Origin of the sequence: Pseudonocardia sp. C8, from assembly GCF_014267175.1 — a bacterium.
Taxonomy (GTDB): Bacteria; Actinomycetota; Actinomycetes; order Mycobacteriales; family Pseudonocardiaceae; genus Pseudonocardia.
Window position 1 is genome coordinate 2504853 of sequence record NZ_JACMTR010000002.1, and the last position, 16457, is coordinate 2521309.

Annotated in this window: 14 protein-coding genes; 2 read left to right on the forward strand and 12 right to left on the reverse strand. The window is 72.1% G+C overall.

Annotation, left to right across the window (positions count from 1 at the left end; all coding sequences use genetic code 11):
* Positions 1-393 precede the first annotated feature (393 nt).
* Positions 394-1674 carry an HNH endonuclease signature motif containing protein gene (locus H7X46_RS12305; protein WP_186359535.1) on the forward strand — a complete coding sequence of 427 codons (1281 nt, stop codon included), beginning with the start codon at positions 394-396 and terminating at the stop codon, positions 1672-1674.
* A gap of 96 nt (positions 1675-1770) precedes the next feature.
* Here the strand turns inward: H7X46_RS12305 and H7X46_RS12310 are convergent, their stop codons facing one another.
* The 4 genes from H7X46_RS12310 to H7X46_RS12325 all read right to left on the reverse strand — a co-directional run bounded on the left by H7X46_RS12310 (position 1771) and on the right by H7X46_RS12325 (position 5950).
* On the reverse strand, positions 1771-3003 hold the full coding sequence (locus tag H7X46_RS12310; protein WP_186359536.1) for a TetR/AcrR family transcriptional regulator: 1233 nt from the start codon (positions 3001-3003) through the stop codon (positions 1771-1773).
* A gap of 23 nt (positions 3004-3026) precedes the next feature.
* Positions 3027-4574: a long-chain fatty acid--CoA ligase gene (locus H7X46_RS12315; protein WP_186359537.1), complete on the reverse strand. Its 1548-nt coding sequence runs from the start codon at positions 4572-4574 to the stop codon at positions 3027-3029.
* A 17-nt stretch (positions 4575-4591) separates the two neighbouring features.
* On the reverse strand, positions 4592-5131 hold the full coding sequence (locus H7X46_RS12320; RefSeq protein ID WP_186359538.1) for a cupin domain-containing protein: 540 nt from the start codon (positions 5129-5131) through the stop codon (positions 4592-4594).
* A 66-nt stretch (positions 5132-5197) separates the two neighbouring features.
* Positions 5198-5950 (reverse strand): SDR family NAD(P)-dependent oxidoreductase, encoded by a 753-nt coding sequence (locus tag H7X46_RS12325; protein WP_186359539.1) that lies wholly within the window; start codon positions 5948-5950, stop codon positions 5198-5200.
* A 196-nt stretch (positions 5951-6146) separates the two neighbouring features.
* Between H7X46_RS12325 and H7X46_RS12330 the strand changes: the two genes are divergently transcribed.
* The gene (locus tag H7X46_RS12330) at positions 6147-7316 is read left to right on the forward strand and encodes an acyl-CoA dehydrogenase family protein (RefSeq protein ID WP_222131286.1); all 1170 of its coding nucleotides are present in this window, start codon (positions 6147-6149) and stop codon (positions 7314-7316) included.
* Positions 7317-7441: 125 nt separating this feature from the next.
* Here the strand turns inward: H7X46_RS12330 and H7X46_RS12335 are convergent, their stop codons facing one another.
* The 8 genes from H7X46_RS12335 to H7X46_RS12370 all read right to left on the reverse strand — a co-directional run bounded on the left by H7X46_RS12335 (position 7442) and on the right by H7X46_RS12370 (position 16332).
* Entirely contained in the window at positions 7442-8569 is a 1128-nt protein-coding gene (locus H7X46_RS12335) for a DUF1015 family protein (protein WP_186359540.1), read from the reverse strand.
* Positions 8566-9825, reverse strand: a complete 1260-nt coding sequence (locus tag H7X46_RS12340; protein WP_186359541.1) for a phosphoglycerate dehydrogenase — start codon at positions 9823-9825, stop codon at positions 8566-8568. Before H7X46_RS12340 ends, H7X46_RS12335 begins: the two co-directional genes overlap by 4 nt.
* A gap of 200 nt (positions 9826-10025) precedes the next feature.
* Positions 10026-11333 (reverse strand): MFS transporter, encoded by a 1308-nt coding sequence (locus tag H7X46_RS12345; RefSeq protein WP_186359542.1) that lies wholly within the window; start codon positions 11331-11333, stop codon positions 10026-10028.
* Positions 11330-12181, reverse strand: coding sequence for an SDR family NAD(P)-dependent oxidoreductase (locus H7X46_RS12350; RefSeq protein WP_186359543.1), 852 nt, complete (start codon positions 12179-12181; stop codon positions 11330-11332). The genes H7X46_RS12345 and H7X46_RS12350 overlap by 4 nt, the downstream gene beginning before the upstream one ends.
* Before the next feature lie 52 nt (positions 12182-12233).
* Positions 12234-13448 (reverse strand): TetR/AcrR family transcriptional regulator, encoded by a 1215-nt coding sequence (locus H7X46_RS12355; protein WP_186359544.1) that lies wholly within the window; start codon positions 13446-13448, stop codon positions 12234-12236.
* A gap of 5 nt (positions 13449-13453) precedes the next feature.
* A complete protein-coding gene (locus H7X46_RS12360; RefSeq protein ID WP_186359545.1) occupies positions 13454-14995 on the reverse strand; it encodes a long-chain fatty acid--CoA ligase in 1542 nt (513 codons plus the stop codon).
* A 4-nt stretch (positions 14996-14999) separates the two neighbouring features.
* Positions 15000-15545, reverse strand: a complete 546-nt coding sequence (locus H7X46_RS29560; protein WP_186359546.1) for a cupin domain-containing protein — start codon at positions 15543-15545, stop codon at positions 15000-15002.
* 43 nt (positions 15546-15588) lie between these two features.
* A complete protein-coding gene (locus tag H7X46_RS12370; protein WP_186359547.1) occupies positions 15589-16332 on the reverse strand; it encodes an SDR family NAD(P)-dependent oxidoreductase in 744 nt (247 codons plus the stop codon).
* Positions 16333-16457: the final 125 nt, after the last annotated feature.

Genomic DNA, 16457 nt, shown 5'->3' on the forward strand with positions numbered 1-16457 from the left:
GAATATCGTTTTCAAATAGTGAGATGGCCATCCCGCGACCGGTGTCCGCGACCGCGTTGCCGGCGGCCGGGTTGTCTCCACGGCCCAGCAGCAGCACGTCGCCGAGCCGACCGACACCGTCCTGCGGACGTCCGGCGAGCCGGTCCGCGACCAGGCCTGGCGCCGCGGACAGGCGGGGCCGCGCGAAGGTCGAGTCACAGCGACGACGACCGGGGCGGCAGCGGTGGGGTCAGGCGCCGGGTCGAGCTCGTCTCGTCCAGACTCGACGTCAGCTCGCAGCATCTGCGAGGTCTCGGAGACCCGTCGAGCCGACAGTCGACCGGGAGGCCGCCGAACGGTCGCCGGCCTGCGACGATGGACAGTCGATCAAACACATGTTCGAAGAATGAGGGCATGCCCAGCGACCGGCTCGCCGCCGCGCACCGCCTGCTCACCGAGGCGATCACCGCACTCGACGAGGCCGCGGGCCCGGCCGGCTCCGACGACGAGCTGCTGTCGGTGCTGACCCTGTGCGAGGGCGCGGTCCGCCGGTTGGACCGGGTCACCGTGGCCACGATCGCGACCCTGGAGCGGCGGGGCACGTTCACCGAGCGCGGCTACCGCACCCCGGCGGCAGGGTTGGCGGACCTGCTGAACTGGGAGCGTTCGGAGGCGCGGCGCCGCACCCGCGCCGCCGAACACGTCCACCCCCGTACCGGGTTGGATGGCGGCGTGCAGCCGCGGTTGCCGGCGACCGCGCAGCGGTTCGCCGAGGGCCGGGTCGGGCTGCGGCACGTGGACGTGATCGCCTCTGTGCTGGACTCGCACGCGGCACGGCGGGTGCATCCGGACCGGTTGGCCGCGGCCGAGGAGAAGATCGCCGAGCACGCCTGCGTGTACAACCCCTCCGAGCTGCACACCTGGGCGACCCGGCTGATCGAGGCCCTCGACCAGGACGGCCCGGAACCCGACGACACCCCGCCCCCGTCGGTGAACACCCTCACGGTGGTCGCGCACCGCAGCGGATCCGGGGGGCCGGATCACCGGCCGGTTCGACGACGCGGCCCGGTTCGACGCCATCGCCGCCGCCATCGACGCCCTGGCCGCACCGCGCGACCACCTCGACGACCGCCGCCCCGAACAACGCCAGGCCGACGCCCTGGCCGACCTGTGCACGCAGGCCCTCGAACGCGGGGAGCTGCCCGAGACCGGTGGACGGCGCCGATGCTGAACGTGCTGATCGGGCTGGAGGACCTGCAGCGGCGGGCGACGGGCGCGCTGCTGGACTTCGGCGGGCAGGTCAGCCCGGAGAGCCTGCGGATGCTGGCCTGCGACGCCGCCGTCGTGCCGATCGTGCTGAACGGCGCCGGCCAACCCCTCGACGTCGGCCGGGCCACGCGCACCATCCCGGACGGGTTGCGCCGCGCGGTCACCGCCCGCGACCGCGGCTGCGCCCACCCCGGATGTGACCGGCCCCCGTCCTGGTGCGAGGTCCACCACATCGTCCCGTGGGAGATCGGCGGACCGACCGCACTGTCGAACACGGTGATGGTGTGCAAGCTGCACCACCGGCTGCTGCACCACCCCGGATGGATCGTCCGGATCCGCGACGGGCTCCCCGAGTTCGTCCCACCCCGCTGGATCGACCCGCTGCAACAACCACGCCGCCGACCCCGCACCGCCACCGCGGCATGACCGTGGCGCGGAGCTGACTCGTCCGGTGTGGACGCAGCTTGCCGACCTCGAGCGAGCCCGCACCGTTCACGTTCCACGGGACCGTCGAGCCGCTCGTCACCCCCGTCCCACGCCGGCGAAGATGGTGTGGGTGATCGCCAGGAGTTGGGCACCGAGGGCGTCATGGTGCAGGTGTGGGATGCGGACGACGTCATCGACGACCGCGACCGCGGCGTGGACGAGCAGGACGCAGGTGGCACCGTCGAGTTCGGGCCGGGTCCGGTGGAGCAGCCCGGCCCATTCGGCGATGATGTCGGCTCGTGCGCGGCGGAGCTGGTCGTGGTCCTCGTCCGGTAGGTAGAGGACTTCGGTCACGGCGACCGAGACCAGGTCGGGGAACCGCAGGGCGAGCTCGATGTAGGACACGGTGAGCAACCGCAGTGCCTCTGCCGGATCGGTGGTGCGGCCCCGGGCGTTGAACAGCGCCAACGTGAGCCAGTCCTGGAAGCGGCGGACCAGGGTGACGAGGAGCTCCCCCTTGCTGGGGAAGTGGTGGTAGATGCTGGCCCCGAGGATGCCCGCACTCTCGCCGATGTCCTCCATGGTGACCGCGGGATAGCCGTGCTGGCGGAACAGCCGTGCCGATGCACGCAACAGGGTCTCCCGGCGCGAGGGGAGTGCTGGTTCCTGAACGTAGCCCTGCGGGCCGGCGGCGTCGGTCGCGCCGGGCGATCGCAGATCGGTGGTGACGACGGCGAGCGCCGCATGCCGGAGCAGGGCATCGGTCGCGGGTCGGGGGAGCGGCTCGCCGTGATGACCGGGGCTGGCCAGCACGGCCAGCGCGGCCCAGGCGAGCAGCTCCGTGTCCGGGTCGCCGGTGGGCCGGGACCGTGTGGCGGTGATCATCGCGGCGATGCGCTGAGCCACCTCGGCCACCCGGGCGCGGACGACGGCCCGCTGGTCCGGATCGAGGTGTCGAGCCTCGCGTTGCCAGAGCAGGGCGTGGGAACGGCCGTCGAGGGTGACCCCGGCGAGCCGCCCGACCGCGTCGACGAGGAGCTGGGCGGGATCGCGAGCGGGAACATCGCCCGGATCGGTGAGCGCGTCGAAGTACAGGTCCTGCAGGGCGGTCGTGACGTGGAACAGCAGCGCCCTCTTGTTGGGGTAATGCCGGTAGAGGGCGCGGGCGGTGACACCGACCGCGCCGGCGATGTCTTCCATGCGGACGGCAGGGAAGCCACGGGCGCTGAACATCTCGGCGGCGTGCCGGGCGACGAGCTCGCGGCGTTCCCGCGGTCGGCGCTGCACCTTCCGCACGGCGGTCGGCTCCGTGGGGTCCTGCGTGGTCACGGAACCGGACGCTACCGGCCAGCTCATGGGGTCATGGGTGCGCCCGCGTCGGCGTATCGGGCGCGAAGCTCCCGTTTGAGGATCTTGCCCGCAGCCGAGGTCGGAAGCTCGTCGACGAACGACACCGACCGCGGTGCCTTGTAGCCCGCGACCAGGGACTTGGCGAAGGTGCGCAGCTCGGCGGCGGTGACGTGGGCACCCTGCCGCAGGACGACGACGGCGTGGACGGCCTCGCCGTAGGTGTCGTCGGGAATGCCGATCACCGCGCAGGTCGCCACGGCCGGGTGCTGGTGGAGCGCATTCTCGACCTCCGTGGAGTAGACGTTCTCACCGCCCGTGATGATCATGTCCTTCACGCGGTCGACGAGCGACAGGTATCCGTCCTCGTCGAGGTAGCCGCCGTCGCCGGTGTGCATCCACCCACCGCGCAGCGCCTCGGCGGTCTCGTCGGGCTGGTTCCAGTATCCGAGCATGACGTGGCCTCCGCGCACGGTGATCTCGCCGACGACACCGGGCGGCACGTCGCGGTCGTCGCCGTCGACGATGCGGAGCTCGCTGTGCAGAGCCGGTACCCCGACGGTGCGTAGCCGTGGGCTGCCGGGTCGGTGCTGCTCGGGGGTGAGGATCGTGGCGACCGGGGAGAGCTCGGTCATGCCGTAGGTCTGCACGAGCTCCAGCTGCGGAATGCGTTCCATGGTGCGTCGCAGCACGGCATCCGAGATCGGCGCCGCGCCGTAGATCATTCGCCGCAGGCTGCTCAGATCCGTCTCGGCCGCCTGTGGGTGGTCGATCACCAGCTGGATCATGGTGGCGACGAGCAGCACGTCGGTGACGGCGTGGGCCTGCACCGCCCGCAGGAAGTCGGCCGGGTCGAAGCGCGGGATGACCACCTGGGTGTTGCCGAGGGCGAGATGGGCGAGCCAGCCGGTGAGATCGGCGAGGTGGAACATCGGCGCCGAGTGCAGGAACGCTCCGCCCGGCGTGGCGAACGTGCAGCTGGCCATCGAGCCGAACGTGGAGGTCATCAGATTGGCGTGGCTGAGCATGACGCCCTTGGACCGGCCGGTGGTCCCGCCGGTGTAGAACAGGGCGGCGAGGGAGTCGCCCCCGCGGCGTGCGTCCGGGACCGGCTCGTTGTCGGTGATCAGTTGCTCGTGGCCGAGCACCCCGTCGGCCGGGGTGGTCGCGAGATGGATGACGTGGGCCAGTTGCGGGCACCGGTCCCTCAGCGGTTCGACGAGATGCAGGAAGTCGTCGCCGACGAACAGCACGGTGGTCTGGCAGTCGACGAGCGACGCCGCGATCTCGGCCGTGCTCCAGCGCGTGTTCACCGTGTTGATCACGGCGTCGGCCCAGCACGTCGCCAGGAGGCACTCCAGGTACAGGTCACTGTTGAGTGCGAGCACGCCGACCCGGTCGCCACCGCCCACACCGAGGGCTCGCAGTCCGCCGGCGAGTCGAGCAACACGGTCGGCCGACTGGGCGTAGGTCCGCGTGCGATCACCGAAGACGGTGGCGATCCGATCGGGGTCGCGCTGGACGGCGCGGTGCAGGCTCTGTGTCAGATACATCCGCTTCCCCGGGAGTGTCAGCTCTTGGCAGAGATCATCGTCGCGACGAACGTCACGGGCTGATCGGTGCGGTTGCTCCAGGCGTGCTTGGTCCCGCGCTGGATCAGGCTGTCGCCCGGACGCAGCAAGGTCTCGCCGTCCTCGAGAACCGCGTAGACCTCGCCGGACACCACGACGATCACGTCGACGGTGTCGGTGGCGTGCATCCCCGAGCTGTCGTCGTGGTCGTCAGCAGCGGCGTCCGCCCCACCCATCGCCGACAGGGATTCCCCGAACCCTCCGCCGGAGGTCTTCCACTCCGCGTCCGGTGGGAGGGTCACCATGCGAACGAGGGCACCCGCCGGTGGCGGGTCGAGGGCGACGTTCCCGTCGAGGGAATCCGGGTCCTCGACGACGGCGGGCAACGACGGCACCGACCACAGGTCGACGACGGTGCAGATCGGAAGGACCGCCCGGGTAGTGGCCGGGCCGTCCTCGACGATGGTCGATCGGCCCACGTCGGTCGTACCGACGACGACCCGGCGGGCCTGGTAGTCAGCGGCGGTGGGGGGTGTCATGGCTCCTCCTGTGGATTCAGGTCGTGGCTCGGGCACGGGGCGGGCGTCGTCGGCGGGAAGCCGAGGTCAGCACATGAACATGCCCCCGTTGACGTTGATCGTCTCGCCGGTGATGTAGCTGGCCTTCTCGGAGATCAGGAACACCGCGACGTCGGCGATCTCCGTCGGTTCGGCGAACCTGCCGAGCGGGATCGCCGCGGGCAGGGCGTTCATGCGCTCGTCCCCGAGCGCCGCGCGGTACGCCTCGCTCATCGGGGTGTTGACCAGGCCGGGAGCGATGGCGTTCACCCGCACCCCGAGCGGTGCGCTCTGCGCGGCCAGGGTCATGGTGAGCCCGATGATGCCGCCGTTGGCGGCGCCGTAGCTGGGCGCGGTGAAGACCGACTTCGTGCGGCCGGACATCGAGGCGATATGCACGATGCCGCCGCCGCCGGCCGCGGCGATCAGCGGGATGGCGGCCTTGCTCACCAGGAACGCACCCTTGAGCTTGATGTCGACCAGCCGGTCCCATGACGCCTCGTCGATGTCGGCGGCAGTGCCGACATCGAAGACTCCGGCGGCGTGCACGACGCCTCGCAACGGTGCGTGTCGACCGGCGGCGTCGATGCCGTCGGCCACGGCCTCGGCGTCGAGCAGGTCAACCGGGATCGTCAGCACGTCGGCGCCCTCGGCCCGCAGCTTCTCGGCCTGCTGTTCCAGCAGCGTCGTGTCGCGGTCGAGCACGGCCACCGAGTAGCCCTCGGCGGCCAGCGCCCGGGCCGACGCCGCTCCGATGCCGCTCGCCGCCCCGGTGATCAGCGCCAGCTTTGTGTCGGCCATGGCCTCGTTGCCCTTCGTCGGTGGTTCCTGCGGTCTCCGGCGCTCCGTCGCGTCGCGGATCGGCAATCTATCGGCTATGTACTTAGATGCGCAAGGCTGCTGTTTGCAGGGCTCATAGGGGCATGTTGCCTCCGATCTCGCTCGTAGGGCAGCCTGTTGCTCATTACCTAGCGGGTCGATGCGAGCGGAGAGACCGATGGCGCGCAGCAAGACGCGGCGGTGGATGGATGCGGAGTGCGCGCAGCTGTCCGCGCTGGCCGACGAGTTCTTCACCAGGGAGGCCGTGCCACGGGCCGCGAAGTGGGAGGCCCAGCGCCACGTCGACCGCGAGTTCTGGACACTCGCCGGCGGGGTCGGTCTGCTGAGCTGCTCGGTTCCGACCGAGTTCGGCGGCTCCGGCGGGTCGGTGGCCCACGACCTCGCCGTCATCGACGCCCAGGCCCGCGTCACCGACTACGCCTTCGGGGGCGCGGTGCACAGCGGCGTGGTCACCCACTACCTGCTCGACTACGGCACCGACGAGCAGAAGCGGCGATGGCTCCCGTCCATGGTCACCGGCGAGACGGTCGGTGCGATCGCCCTGACCGAACCCGACGCCGGGTCGGACCTCAAGGCGCTGCGGACCCGCGCGGTCCGCGACGGCGACGACTGGGTGCTCGACGGCTCGAAGACCTTCATCACCAACGGCAGCATCGCCGACCTCGTCGTCGTCGCCGCGGTCACCGAGCCCGGCGCCGGGAGTCGCGGCATCTCCCTGTTCCTCGTGGACGCCCGCGTCCCCGGCTTCACGGTCACCCGCGTGCTCGACAAGATCGGCCAGCATGGATCCGACACCAGCGAGCTGTCGTTCGTGGGGGTGCGTCTGCCCGCGTCCGCGCTGCTCGGCGAACCGGGCCGAGGCTTCGCCATGATGATGGAGCAGCTCCCGCAGGAGCGGCTGTTCGCCGGCGTCATGGCCGTCGGCGCGATGACCCAGGCGGTGGCGCTCACCGTCGACTACACCTCGCAACGACGGGCATTCGGGGCGCCGCTCTCCGACCTGCAGAACACCCGCTTCGAAGTGGCCGAGTGCGCGACCCTCACCGAGGTGGCCCGCACCTTCGTCGACGACGCCATCGTCCGTCACCTCGACGACAGCCTCGACCTGGCGGCTGCTGCCATGGTCAAGTTGTGGACCACCGACGTGCAGGGACAGGTCGTCGACCGTTGCCTGCAGCTGTTCGGGGGCTACGGCTACATGCGGGAGTACCCCATCGGCCGGCTCTGGGTCGACGCACGCGCGCAGCGCATCTACGGCGGGAGCAACGAGATCATGAAGGAGTTGATCACGCGGTCCCTGCTGCCCACACCGGCCCGGCGAGGATGACGATGTCCACCCCGCTACGCCACTCTCTGCGCGTCGACCACCCCCCGGGCGTGTTCTCGCGGCCGTCGAACGTGCCGGTGCGGGACGAGGCAGCCACGCCGGTCTGCGGGCGACGTTGATCCTGGTCAGGCGGCGGGATCGCGCAGGAAGATGCCCGAGCCGGGTTTGGGTGAGAAGAACGTGCTCTTGGCCGGCACCACCTCGCCGGCGTCGGCGATCGCGAGAAGGGTCTCGAGCTCCGGCGCGGGCAGCGCGATCAGAACTCCGCCGTCCGCGTCGCACGCGGCGACGAGGTCCTCGAGCGGGGCGCGGGCCAGTTCCACCTCGGTGCCCGGGGGTAGCCGGTCGAGCACGCGGTCGTGAAGCAGCGAGACGTCCAGACCCTGCGCCCCGGGCGGCCGGTGACCGGAATACCTCGCGACGTACCAGCGGCGGTCGAGGTTGACCGCGATGCCCGACGCCAGCGCCTCCTGCGCGCCGGCCGCCGGGCGGACGTCGAAGCTCGCCTCGAGCAGGCCGCGCACCAGCGCGGAGTCGACCGGGCCCGCCACCCGCCGGTCGAAGGAGGCCAGCCGCAGCCCGTCGAGCGGGTAGGCCACGCACAGCACGCCGCGGCGCACGGGCGGCCCGGAGCGGGCCCAGACCTCGAGGCTGGCCGCCACCCGGTGGTGCCCGTCGGCGATGTAGTGGGTGGCGGCGCCCAGCTCCCGGCACAGCTGCGTGGTCTGCGGGCCCTCCGGAACCCGCCATATCGTGTGGCGCGAGCCGTCGGGCCCGGCGACGTCGCGCGTCGGCGACATCTCGATCGCCCTTGCCAGCGTGGCCAGCACGTGCGGCCCCGCCCGATGCAGCGTGCTCACCAGCTCCACCCGCTGCGGCGCCGTCGCGAGGTATCGCGCCAGCCCGTCGACCCGGCACGGCTGCACCGACTCGTGACCGCGTACCTGCCCGTCGAGGAACGCCTGGGGTCTGATGTCGCAGACGATGCCGGTGTGCTCGCCGTGCGGCGTGGCCTGGCGGTAGACGTAGAGCGCCGGGGGCATCGGCTCGTAGGCGTCCGCGCGCACCGGGCGGGACGCCGATCCCGCGGCGACCGCGGCCTCCGACATGGCCCCGACCTCCTCGGCGGCGGCCTCGGCGCGGACCAGCCACCCGGTGAACGGGCGTACGAGCTCGGCGCCACGGGCCGTCTTCCGCCCGGCCGGACCGGCTCGCGTGACCTCGGTGGCCGGGGGAGTGGGCGCGCGCGTCACGTGGACCCCGTTCCGATCGAAACCGTGCCGGTCGACCCGGGGCCGGCGGAGTCGAGGGCGACGAGCGAGCTGCCCAGCACTTCGGGGATCGCATCGAGGTGCGCGAGCAGGTCGGTGGGCACGGTGCCGGCCAGGTCCATCGTGGCGACAGCAGCCTCGCCGCCTGCGAAGATCCGGTTCTGCATGTGCTCGACGTTGAGCCCGGCCTCGCGCAGCAACTCGAGCACCCTGGCCAGCACACCGACCTTGTCGAGGTGACGCACGGTGAGTGTGGCGCTGCCCAGACCGCGCGGTGCGAGGTTGACGCAGTTGCGCGCCTCGCCGGCCGCGAACGCGTCGACGATCTCCACGACCCCCGCGGCGACGGCGGCCTGGGCCTGTGCGGTGGAGGCTCCGATGTGGTGGGTGGCCACGACCCCGGGGTGCCTGGCGAGCGGGGAGTCCCACTCGGCGGCGCCCGAGCCCGGCTCGTCGGCGAACACGTCGAGGCCGGCGCGGACGTGGCCGGCATCCAGCGCCGCGAGCAGCGCCGCCTCGTCGACCACCTCACCGCGCGAGGTGTTCACGAGGATCGCGCCGGGCTTCATCGCGGCCAGGAAGTCGCCGTCCACCAGGTTGCAGGTCTCCGGCGACGACGGCACGTGCAGGCTCACCACGTCGGCGGCGGCGAGCAGCTGCGCGAGCGAGCCGTGGCACACCACGTCGAGTTCGGCCAGCCGGTCGAGGGTGGCTCGGCTGCGACCGGGGCGGTCCAGGCAGCAGATCCGCATCCCGAACCCGGCCGCCCGCTCGGCCACGGCGAGGCCGATCGAGCCCAGGCCGACGATGCCGAGGGTGCTGCCGAACAACCCGTTGGCCTTGCTGTAGGTCGCCTTCGCCCAGCGGCCCTGCCGCGCGTCGGCCACGTTGTCGGCGATCCGGCGGTCGAGCGCCAGGATCAACCCCATGGTGAGCTCGGCAACCGCGACCGAGTTGCGGCCGGGCACGTTGGACACCACGACCCCGTTCCGGGCCGCGGCCTCGACGTCGATGGTGTTGGTTCCGGCGCCGGCCCGGATCACCAGGGCGAGCTTGTCGGCGGCCTCGAACACCGCCCGGTTGACCTTGGTGCTGCGGACCACCAGCCCGTCGACGCCGGCGATCCGGCCCGGCAGTTCCGCGCTGGTCAGCGTCGGCTCCACCGAGCAACGATGCCCCCGTGACTCGAGTTCGGCGGTGGTCCGGTCGGCGACCGAGTCGGCGAACAGCAGGTGCATGGGCGGACACCCTTCACGACGTCAGGGCCCGATCGGCGGGTGCCCGGCCGAGCCGACAAGGCTAACTTCCGGCGGCCGCGCTCGGAAGCCCCATGTCGTGCGTCGCGGCGGTGCCGGAGCCGTCCGGCGCCGACCGGAGACGCTCCCGGCGTTGCGTGGCCTGTGCGGGGTACGACCGTGCGCCGGTTCCCGCCGATCTGCTAGAGGGCACGCATGTCGGTGTCGCGACGGTCGCGTAGCGGTATCACGGCGACCACGGTGACCGCGCCGAGGACCGCGAGGTACCACGGGAACACGCCGCTGAGCCCCTTGCTGGTCAGCCACTCGATGAGCAGCGGTGCCGTCCCGCCGAAGAGCGCGACGCCGAGGCCGTAGGGCAGGCCGGAACCGACGGCGCGGACCTCGGTGGGGAACTGCTCGGCCATGACCGTCGGCCCGATCGCCGCGTAGCAGGCGAAGACGAGCAGCGCGGTGGTCTGGACCAGCACCTGGGAGACGAACGTCGGCTGCAGGACGGCGAACAGCGGTACCGCGCCGACGGCGACGGCGGCCCCGAAGGCGAGCACGAAGGCGCGGCGACCGTGGCGATCGGAGAGTGCACCGATGAACGGCAGGGCCACGGTCATCACGACCAGGGCGATGATGCCCGCGGTGAGCGCCGGAGCGGCAGGCATGCCCTGGCTCCGGAGGTGGACGGGCAGGTACGAGGCGAAGGTGTAGTACCAGACCCCGGTGAGGCCGGAGAGCACGAACAGGCGGACCACGGCGCCGGGGTGGCGGCGGAGCAGCTGCCGCGCCGGGGTCGTGTTCCGGCCGGGGCGGACGGCGCGGAACGCCTCGGTCTCGGCCATCCGGCGGCGCAGGACGAGCGCCACGAGCCCGAGTGCACCGCCGAGCAGGAACGGGATCCGCCAGCCCCAGGAGGCCAGCTGCTGCTGGCCGAGCAGGCCGGTCAGTGCGAGCGAGGTCCCGATCGCCGCGAGCGCGCCGAGGTTGGCCGAGATGTAGAGGAGGCTTCCGTAGCGCCCCCGCTTGTCGGTCGGGGCGTACTCGGCGAGATAGGTGGCCACGCCCGCGAACTCACCCCCGGTGGACATGCCCTGCAGGGCGCGGGCCAGCAGGAGGACGGCGGGCGCGGCCAGGCCGACCTGTTCGTAGGTGGGTGCGGCTCCGATGAGGACGGCGCCGGAGGCCATGAGGAGCATGGACACGACCAGGCCGGTGCGACGCCCGTGGCGGTCGGCGAGGGCGGCGAGAACGACACCGCCGAGTGGCCGGAAGAAGAAGCCGACACCGAAGATCGCGAGGGTCCCGAGCAACGCGGCGGTGCGGTCGCCGGCCGGGAAGAACTGCAGGGACAGCAGCGCGGCGAACTGGGCGTAGATCAGCCAGTCGAACCACTCCAGCGCGTTGCCGACGCAGGCGGTGAACAGGGCACGGGTGCGGCCGGGGCGGGTCGGTGGCGACGTCCGGGTCGTCGGGGCGGGCACGGTCCTGTCGTCGGTCATGGCTTCTCCGGGTGTGTGTCGAGTGGTTCCCGATGGGCGTCGCCCGCGTCGCCGAAGGCGGTCCAGCCGCCGTCGACGGGCAGGACGACACCGGTCAGGTAGCCGGAATCGGGATGGGCGAGGAAGGCGGCGGCGTGTGCGATGTCCGCACCGGAACCGAGGCGGCCGACGGGGACACGGGCGCGCAGCCGCGCGACGTCGAGGTCGCCGGTGGCGGCGAGGGCGGCGACCGGTGGCGTGTCCACGTACCCGGGCGCGACGGCGTTCACGGTCACGCCGTGGCGGGCCCAGTCGCAGGCCAGGGTCCGGGTGAACATGGCGACGGCGGCCTTGGCCGCCGAGTAGGCGTGCATCCGGGGCACGCCGACGAGGCCGGCGACCGAGGTGATGTTGACGATGCGGCCGCGGCCCGTGGGCAGCATGAACCGGGTGCCGAACTCGCGGCTGCAGATCCGCGTGCCGTGCAGGGACACGGCCAGGACCCGGTCCCAGATCTCGGGGCGCTGGTCCTCGAACGTGCTGGGGCGTTCGGCGAGGCCGGCGTTGTTGACGAGCACGTCGACCCGGCCGGCGCGATCTGCGACCGAGCCGGCGAGCGCCCGGACGTCGGTCTCGTCGGTGACGTCGCAGACGTGTGCGGAGGCGTCGCCGCCGTCGGCGGCGATCTCGTCGCGGACGTGGCGGGCAGCCTGCGGACTGCGGTCGGTGACGAGGACGGTGAGTCCGTCGCGGGCGAGACGGCGCGCGACGGCACGTCCGATGCCGCTACCGGCGCCGGTGACGAGTGCGGTGCGCGGGGATGGCGTCGGCGGGTCGGGTGCGGGCACGGCGGTGACCTCCTCGGGCATGCGGCATCACACCCCGGGCACGCCGGGTGGCGGGTTCGGCAGGTGTCGGGGCTCAGACGGTGGTGTGGAGGAGAACGGCGGTCGCGGCCGCCTCGAGCTCCGCGGGGACCGCGGTGGGGCAGGTCGCGGTCAGGTGCGGGACCCGGACGGTGTCCTCGATCAGCACCATGGCGGTGCGGACGAGCAGCGTCGCCTCGTGCCGGCCGAGGCCGGGACGGGCGGCGAGCAGCCACTGCTGCCATTCGGCCACGAGGTCGTTGCGCAGCCGCTGGAGCCGGTCACGGTCGGGGTCGGGCAGGTCGGACCACTCGGTGACGGTCACGGCGACGAGGTCCGGATTCTCCGTCCCGACGACCACGTAGGCCCGGACCAGCCGCTGCAGGACGTCGGTGGGGTCCGCGGGATCGGCGGCGCGGAGTGCCCGGTGCGCCTCGTGTGCGGCCCACTCCTGGAACCGGGCGACGAGCGCGACGAGGATGTCGGACTTGGCGTCGAAGTAGCGGTAGATCGCCGGTCCGGCGATGCCTGCGGTGGCGGCGATGTCGTTGATGCCGACCGACGGGTATCCGGATCGCCGGAACGCGCGGGCGGCGTCCAGGAGCAGCTCTTCCCGGCGGGACGCCGGCCGTGCCCCGGTGCCGGTGGCGACCGTCGCAGTGGACCCCACCGGCTCCGGTCGCGCGTCGAGCACGGCGAGGCACGCGTCGACCAGCATGCGGTCGTACCGCGGGCGCGGCAGCACGAGATCGTGATGGCCCGGGCTCGAGAGCACCGCGAGCAGGACCCATGCGGTGATCTCGGCGTGCGGCCGGTCCGGGCCGAGCCGGTCGGCGATCCGGCCCGCCATGCCGTGGAGCCGCGCGCGGAGTCCGGCACGGTCGTCGTCGCCGAGGTAGCGCGACTCGCGCTGCCAGAGCACGGCGAAGTGCGCGCTGTCCAGCGACGCGGCGGCGAGCCCGGTCAGCAGCGTGGTCAACGTTTCCGGGCCGTGCCTGCGGACGTCCGCCTCGTCGCCGGCCGCGTCGAGCTCAGCGAGATACCGCTGCTGGCTGGAGTTGACGATCTCCGAGAGGAGATCCTGCTTGTTCCGGAAGTGGCGGTACAGCGCGCCCGCGGTGATCCCCGTCGCGGCGGCGATGTCGTCCATGCGCACCGCGTTGAATCCCCGCGCGGCGAAGAGCTCGGCCGCGTTGCGGGCGATCGTGTCCCTGCGGTCGCGCGGGCGTCGTGCGACGTCCCGGCCGCCGGTCCCGTCGATGATCCCCACATCCGTCATGGTCGGACGCCGGAGGACGTCGTGTTCCGGCGCAGGTCGCGTTTGAGGATCTTACCTGCGCCGGACAGCGGGAGTTCGTCGACGAAGTCCACGCTGCGCGGGGCCTTGTAGCCGGCGATGAGGCCTTTGCAATGTTCGCGCAGCTCGCCGGCGTCGATCCGGTGACCGTCACGGAGCACGACGACCGCGTGCACCCGCTCGCCGTAGACGGTGTCGGGCACGCCGATCACCGCACAGGAGGCGACGGCGGGGTGGCGCAGCACTGCCTTCTCCACCTCGGCCGAGTACACGTTCTCGCCACCGGAGACGATCATGTCCTTGATCCGGTCGACGACGAACAGATAGCCGTCCTCGTCGAGCCGGCCGGCGTCGCCGGTGTGCATCCACCCGTCACGCAGCGCCGCCGCGGTGGCCTCCGGCTGGTTCCAGTACCCGAGCATGGTGTGGCCGCCGCGGCTGACCACCTCACCGACGGTGCCGGTCGGCACGTCCGCACCGTCCGGGTCGACCACTCGGATCTCGCTGTGCGGCGCGGCGCGGCCCGCCGAGTAGCGGCGCGGCGAGTCGGAGCGGTGGTCGTCCGGGCCGAGCAGCGTCGCCACCGGGGACAGCTCGGTCATCCCGTAGGCCTGGGCGAGCTCGACGTCGGGCAGCAGCCGTAGGGTCCGGTCGAGCACCTCGGGGGAGATCGGCGACGCGCCGTAGCAGAACCGGCGCAGGCTCGACAGGTCGTACCGGTCGAAGTCCGGGTGGTCGATCAGCATGCCGATCATCGTGGGGACCAGGAACAGGTCGGTGACGCGGTGCCGCTCGACCGCCTGCAGCACGCGTCCCGCCTCGAAACCGGGGACGACCACGTGCGTGCTGCCGCCGAGCGAGTGGGCCGCCCACAGGCACAGGTCGGCCAGGTGGAACATCGGCGCCGAGTGCAGGAAGCGGCCGCCCGGTGTCGCCCAGAACCCGGCGGCCGCGCAGCCCAGCGCCGAGGTCATGAGGTTGGCGTGGCTGAGCATGACGCCCTTGGACCGGCCGGTGGTGCCGCCCGTGTAGAACAGGGCTGCCAGCGCGTCCCCGCCGCGCCGGGCGTCCGGGACCGGGTCCGAGGAGCCGACCAGCTGGTCGTAGTCGACGGAGTCGGGGATCGGTTCGTCCCCGGCACGGACGACGGTGGAGAGCCCGGGGCACCGGGCCTGCAGTTCGGCGACGGTGTGTGCGTAGGCGTCGTCGACGAGCAGGACCCGGACACCGGCGTCGACGAGGCTGTCGGCGACCTCGGTGACGCTCCATCGGGTGTTCACCGGGACCAGCACGCCGTCGGCCCACGGCACGGCCATGAGGTACTCGAGATAGCGGTCCGAGTTGAGCGCGTACATCGCGACACGATCACCCGGGGCGACCCCGAGCTCCCGCAGGCCACCGGCCAGCCGCGCGACCCGGTCGACGTGTTCGCCGACGGTGTACTCCCGGTCGCCGTCGACGGTCGCGATGCGGCCCGGGTGCTGCTGGAGGCCGCGGTGCAGCGGCTGGGTCAGGTACACGGCGTCATTCCGTTCCGCCGGTGCCACGGTGCGCGCCGACCATGGTCGCGACGATGGTGGCCGGCCGGTCGGTGCGGTTGCTCCAGGCGTGCTTGGTGCCCCGCTGCACCAGCGAGTCCCCGGGCCGCAGGAGCACCTCACCGGTCTCCAGCACGGCATGCAGCTCGCCCTCGACGACGGTGACGACATCGACGCTGTCGGTCGCGTGCATGCCGGCGACCTCGGCGTCGGCGTCGTGCGACCCGGCGCCGCCGATGCTGGCCATCGCGTCCTCGTAGCCACCACCGGCCTGCCACTCGCTGTCCGGCGGGAAGCTGACCATGCGGACCAGCACCCCGGAGCGGGGTGGTTCGAGCTCGACGCCGCCGTCGAGCGGGTTCTCGGCGTCGACCCGCGGCGGAACGGCGTCGACGCGCCAGACATCGGCCACGGTGAAGGTGGGGGTGACGGCGCGGGTCGTGGTCGGTCCGTCCGAGACGACGGTCGACCGGCCGTCCGGTCCGGTGCCGGTGGTGACGACGCGGGCCTGGTAGTTCTCGAGACTCGACATGGATGGCGTCCCTTCGGGAGTGGTGACTGCGGGAGGAAGCCGGTCAGACCATGAACATGCCGCCGTTGACATTGATCGTCTCGCCGGTCACGTAGCTGGCCCGGTCGGAGACGAGGAACCCGACGACCGCCGCGATCTCGGCCGGATCGGCGAACCGGCCCAGCGGCACCGCGGCACGGATGCCCGCGAGCTGCTCGGTCGTGTAGGCCTCGAGCATCGGTGTGTCGATCATTCCGGGCGCGACGCAGTTGACCCGGACACCGTCGGCGGCATGCTGGTTCGCGAGGCTCATCGTCAGACCGATCACCCCCGAGTTCGACGCGACGTAGTTCGGGGCCGTCAGCACCGACTTGGTGCGCCCGGACATCGACGAGCAGTTGACGACGGCGCCGCCGCCGTTCGCCGTCATGATCGGGATCGCGGCGCGACAGGTCAGGAAGTCGCCGCGCAGCTTCACCCCGAGGACACGGTCCCAGTCCTCGGTGGTGATGTCGGTGATCGTGCCGAGCGAGATGAGCCCGGCCACGTTGACCAGGGCACGGAGGCGGTCGCGACCCGGGAGTCCGTCGAAGACCGCCGTCACGGCGTCGGAGTCGAGAAGGTCCACGGTGTGCGCCCCGACGGTGGCCCCGGTCCGGCCGAGCTCGTCGGCGACCGACTTCAGCCCGGGCCCGTCCCGGTCGAGGAGCTCGATGTCGTAGCCGTCGTCGGCCAGGACGCGCGCACAGGCCGCGCCGAGGCCGCCGCTCGCTCCGGTCACCACCGCGACCGGTCGGGATGTCTGCATTCCGGGCATCGCCACCTCCGTCGGGGGCTCCGTGGTCTCCCAGCTCAAGCTGGTGGTGATGCAAGTTATCCGTCGTTGACTTCGTTGGCAAGACCGAGCGAGTATCTGTGTCTACCTGGCTATCA

Coding starts and splice junctions, on each gene's coding strand:
- H7X46_RS12370 (WP_186359547.1), bottom strand. CDS start 16,332: ATGCAGACATCCCGACCGGTCGCGGTGGTGACCGGAGCGAGCGGCGGC.
- H7X46_RS12350 (WP_186359543.1), bottom strand. CDS start 12,181: ATGCCCGAGGAGGTCACCGCCGTGCCCGCACCCGACCCGCCGACGCCA.
- H7X46_RS12345 (WP_186359542.1), bottom strand. CDS start 11,333: ATGACCGACGACAGGACCGTGCCCGCCCCGACGACCCGGACGTCGCCA.
- H7X46_RS29560 (WP_186359546.1), bottom strand. CDS start 15,545: ATGTCGAGTCTCGAGAACTACCAGGCCCGCGTCGTCACCACCGGCACC.
- H7X46_RS12340 (WP_186359541.1), bottom strand. CDS start 9,825: ATGCACCTGCTGTTCGCCGACTCGGTCGCCGACCGGACCACCGCCGAA.
- H7X46_RS12325 (WP_186359539.1), bottom strand. CDS start 5,950: ATGGCCGACACAAAGCTGGCGCTGATCACCGGGGCGGCGAGCGGCATC.
- H7X46_RS12315 (WP_186359537.1), bottom strand. CDS start 4,574: ATGTATCTGACACAGAGCCTGCACCGCGCCGTCCAGCGCGACCCCGAT.
- H7X46_RS12305 (WP_186359535.1), top strand. CDS start 394: ATGCCCAGCGACCGGCTCGCCGCCGCGCACCGCCTGCTCACCGAGGCG.
- H7X46_RS12330 (WP_222131286.1), top strand. CDS start 6,147: ATGGCGCGCAGCAAGACGCGGCGGTGGATGGATGCGGAGTGCGCGCAG.
- H7X46_RS12320 (WP_186359538.1), bottom strand. CDS start 5,131: ATGACACCCCCCACCGCCGCTGACTACCAGGCCCGCCGGGTCGTCGTC.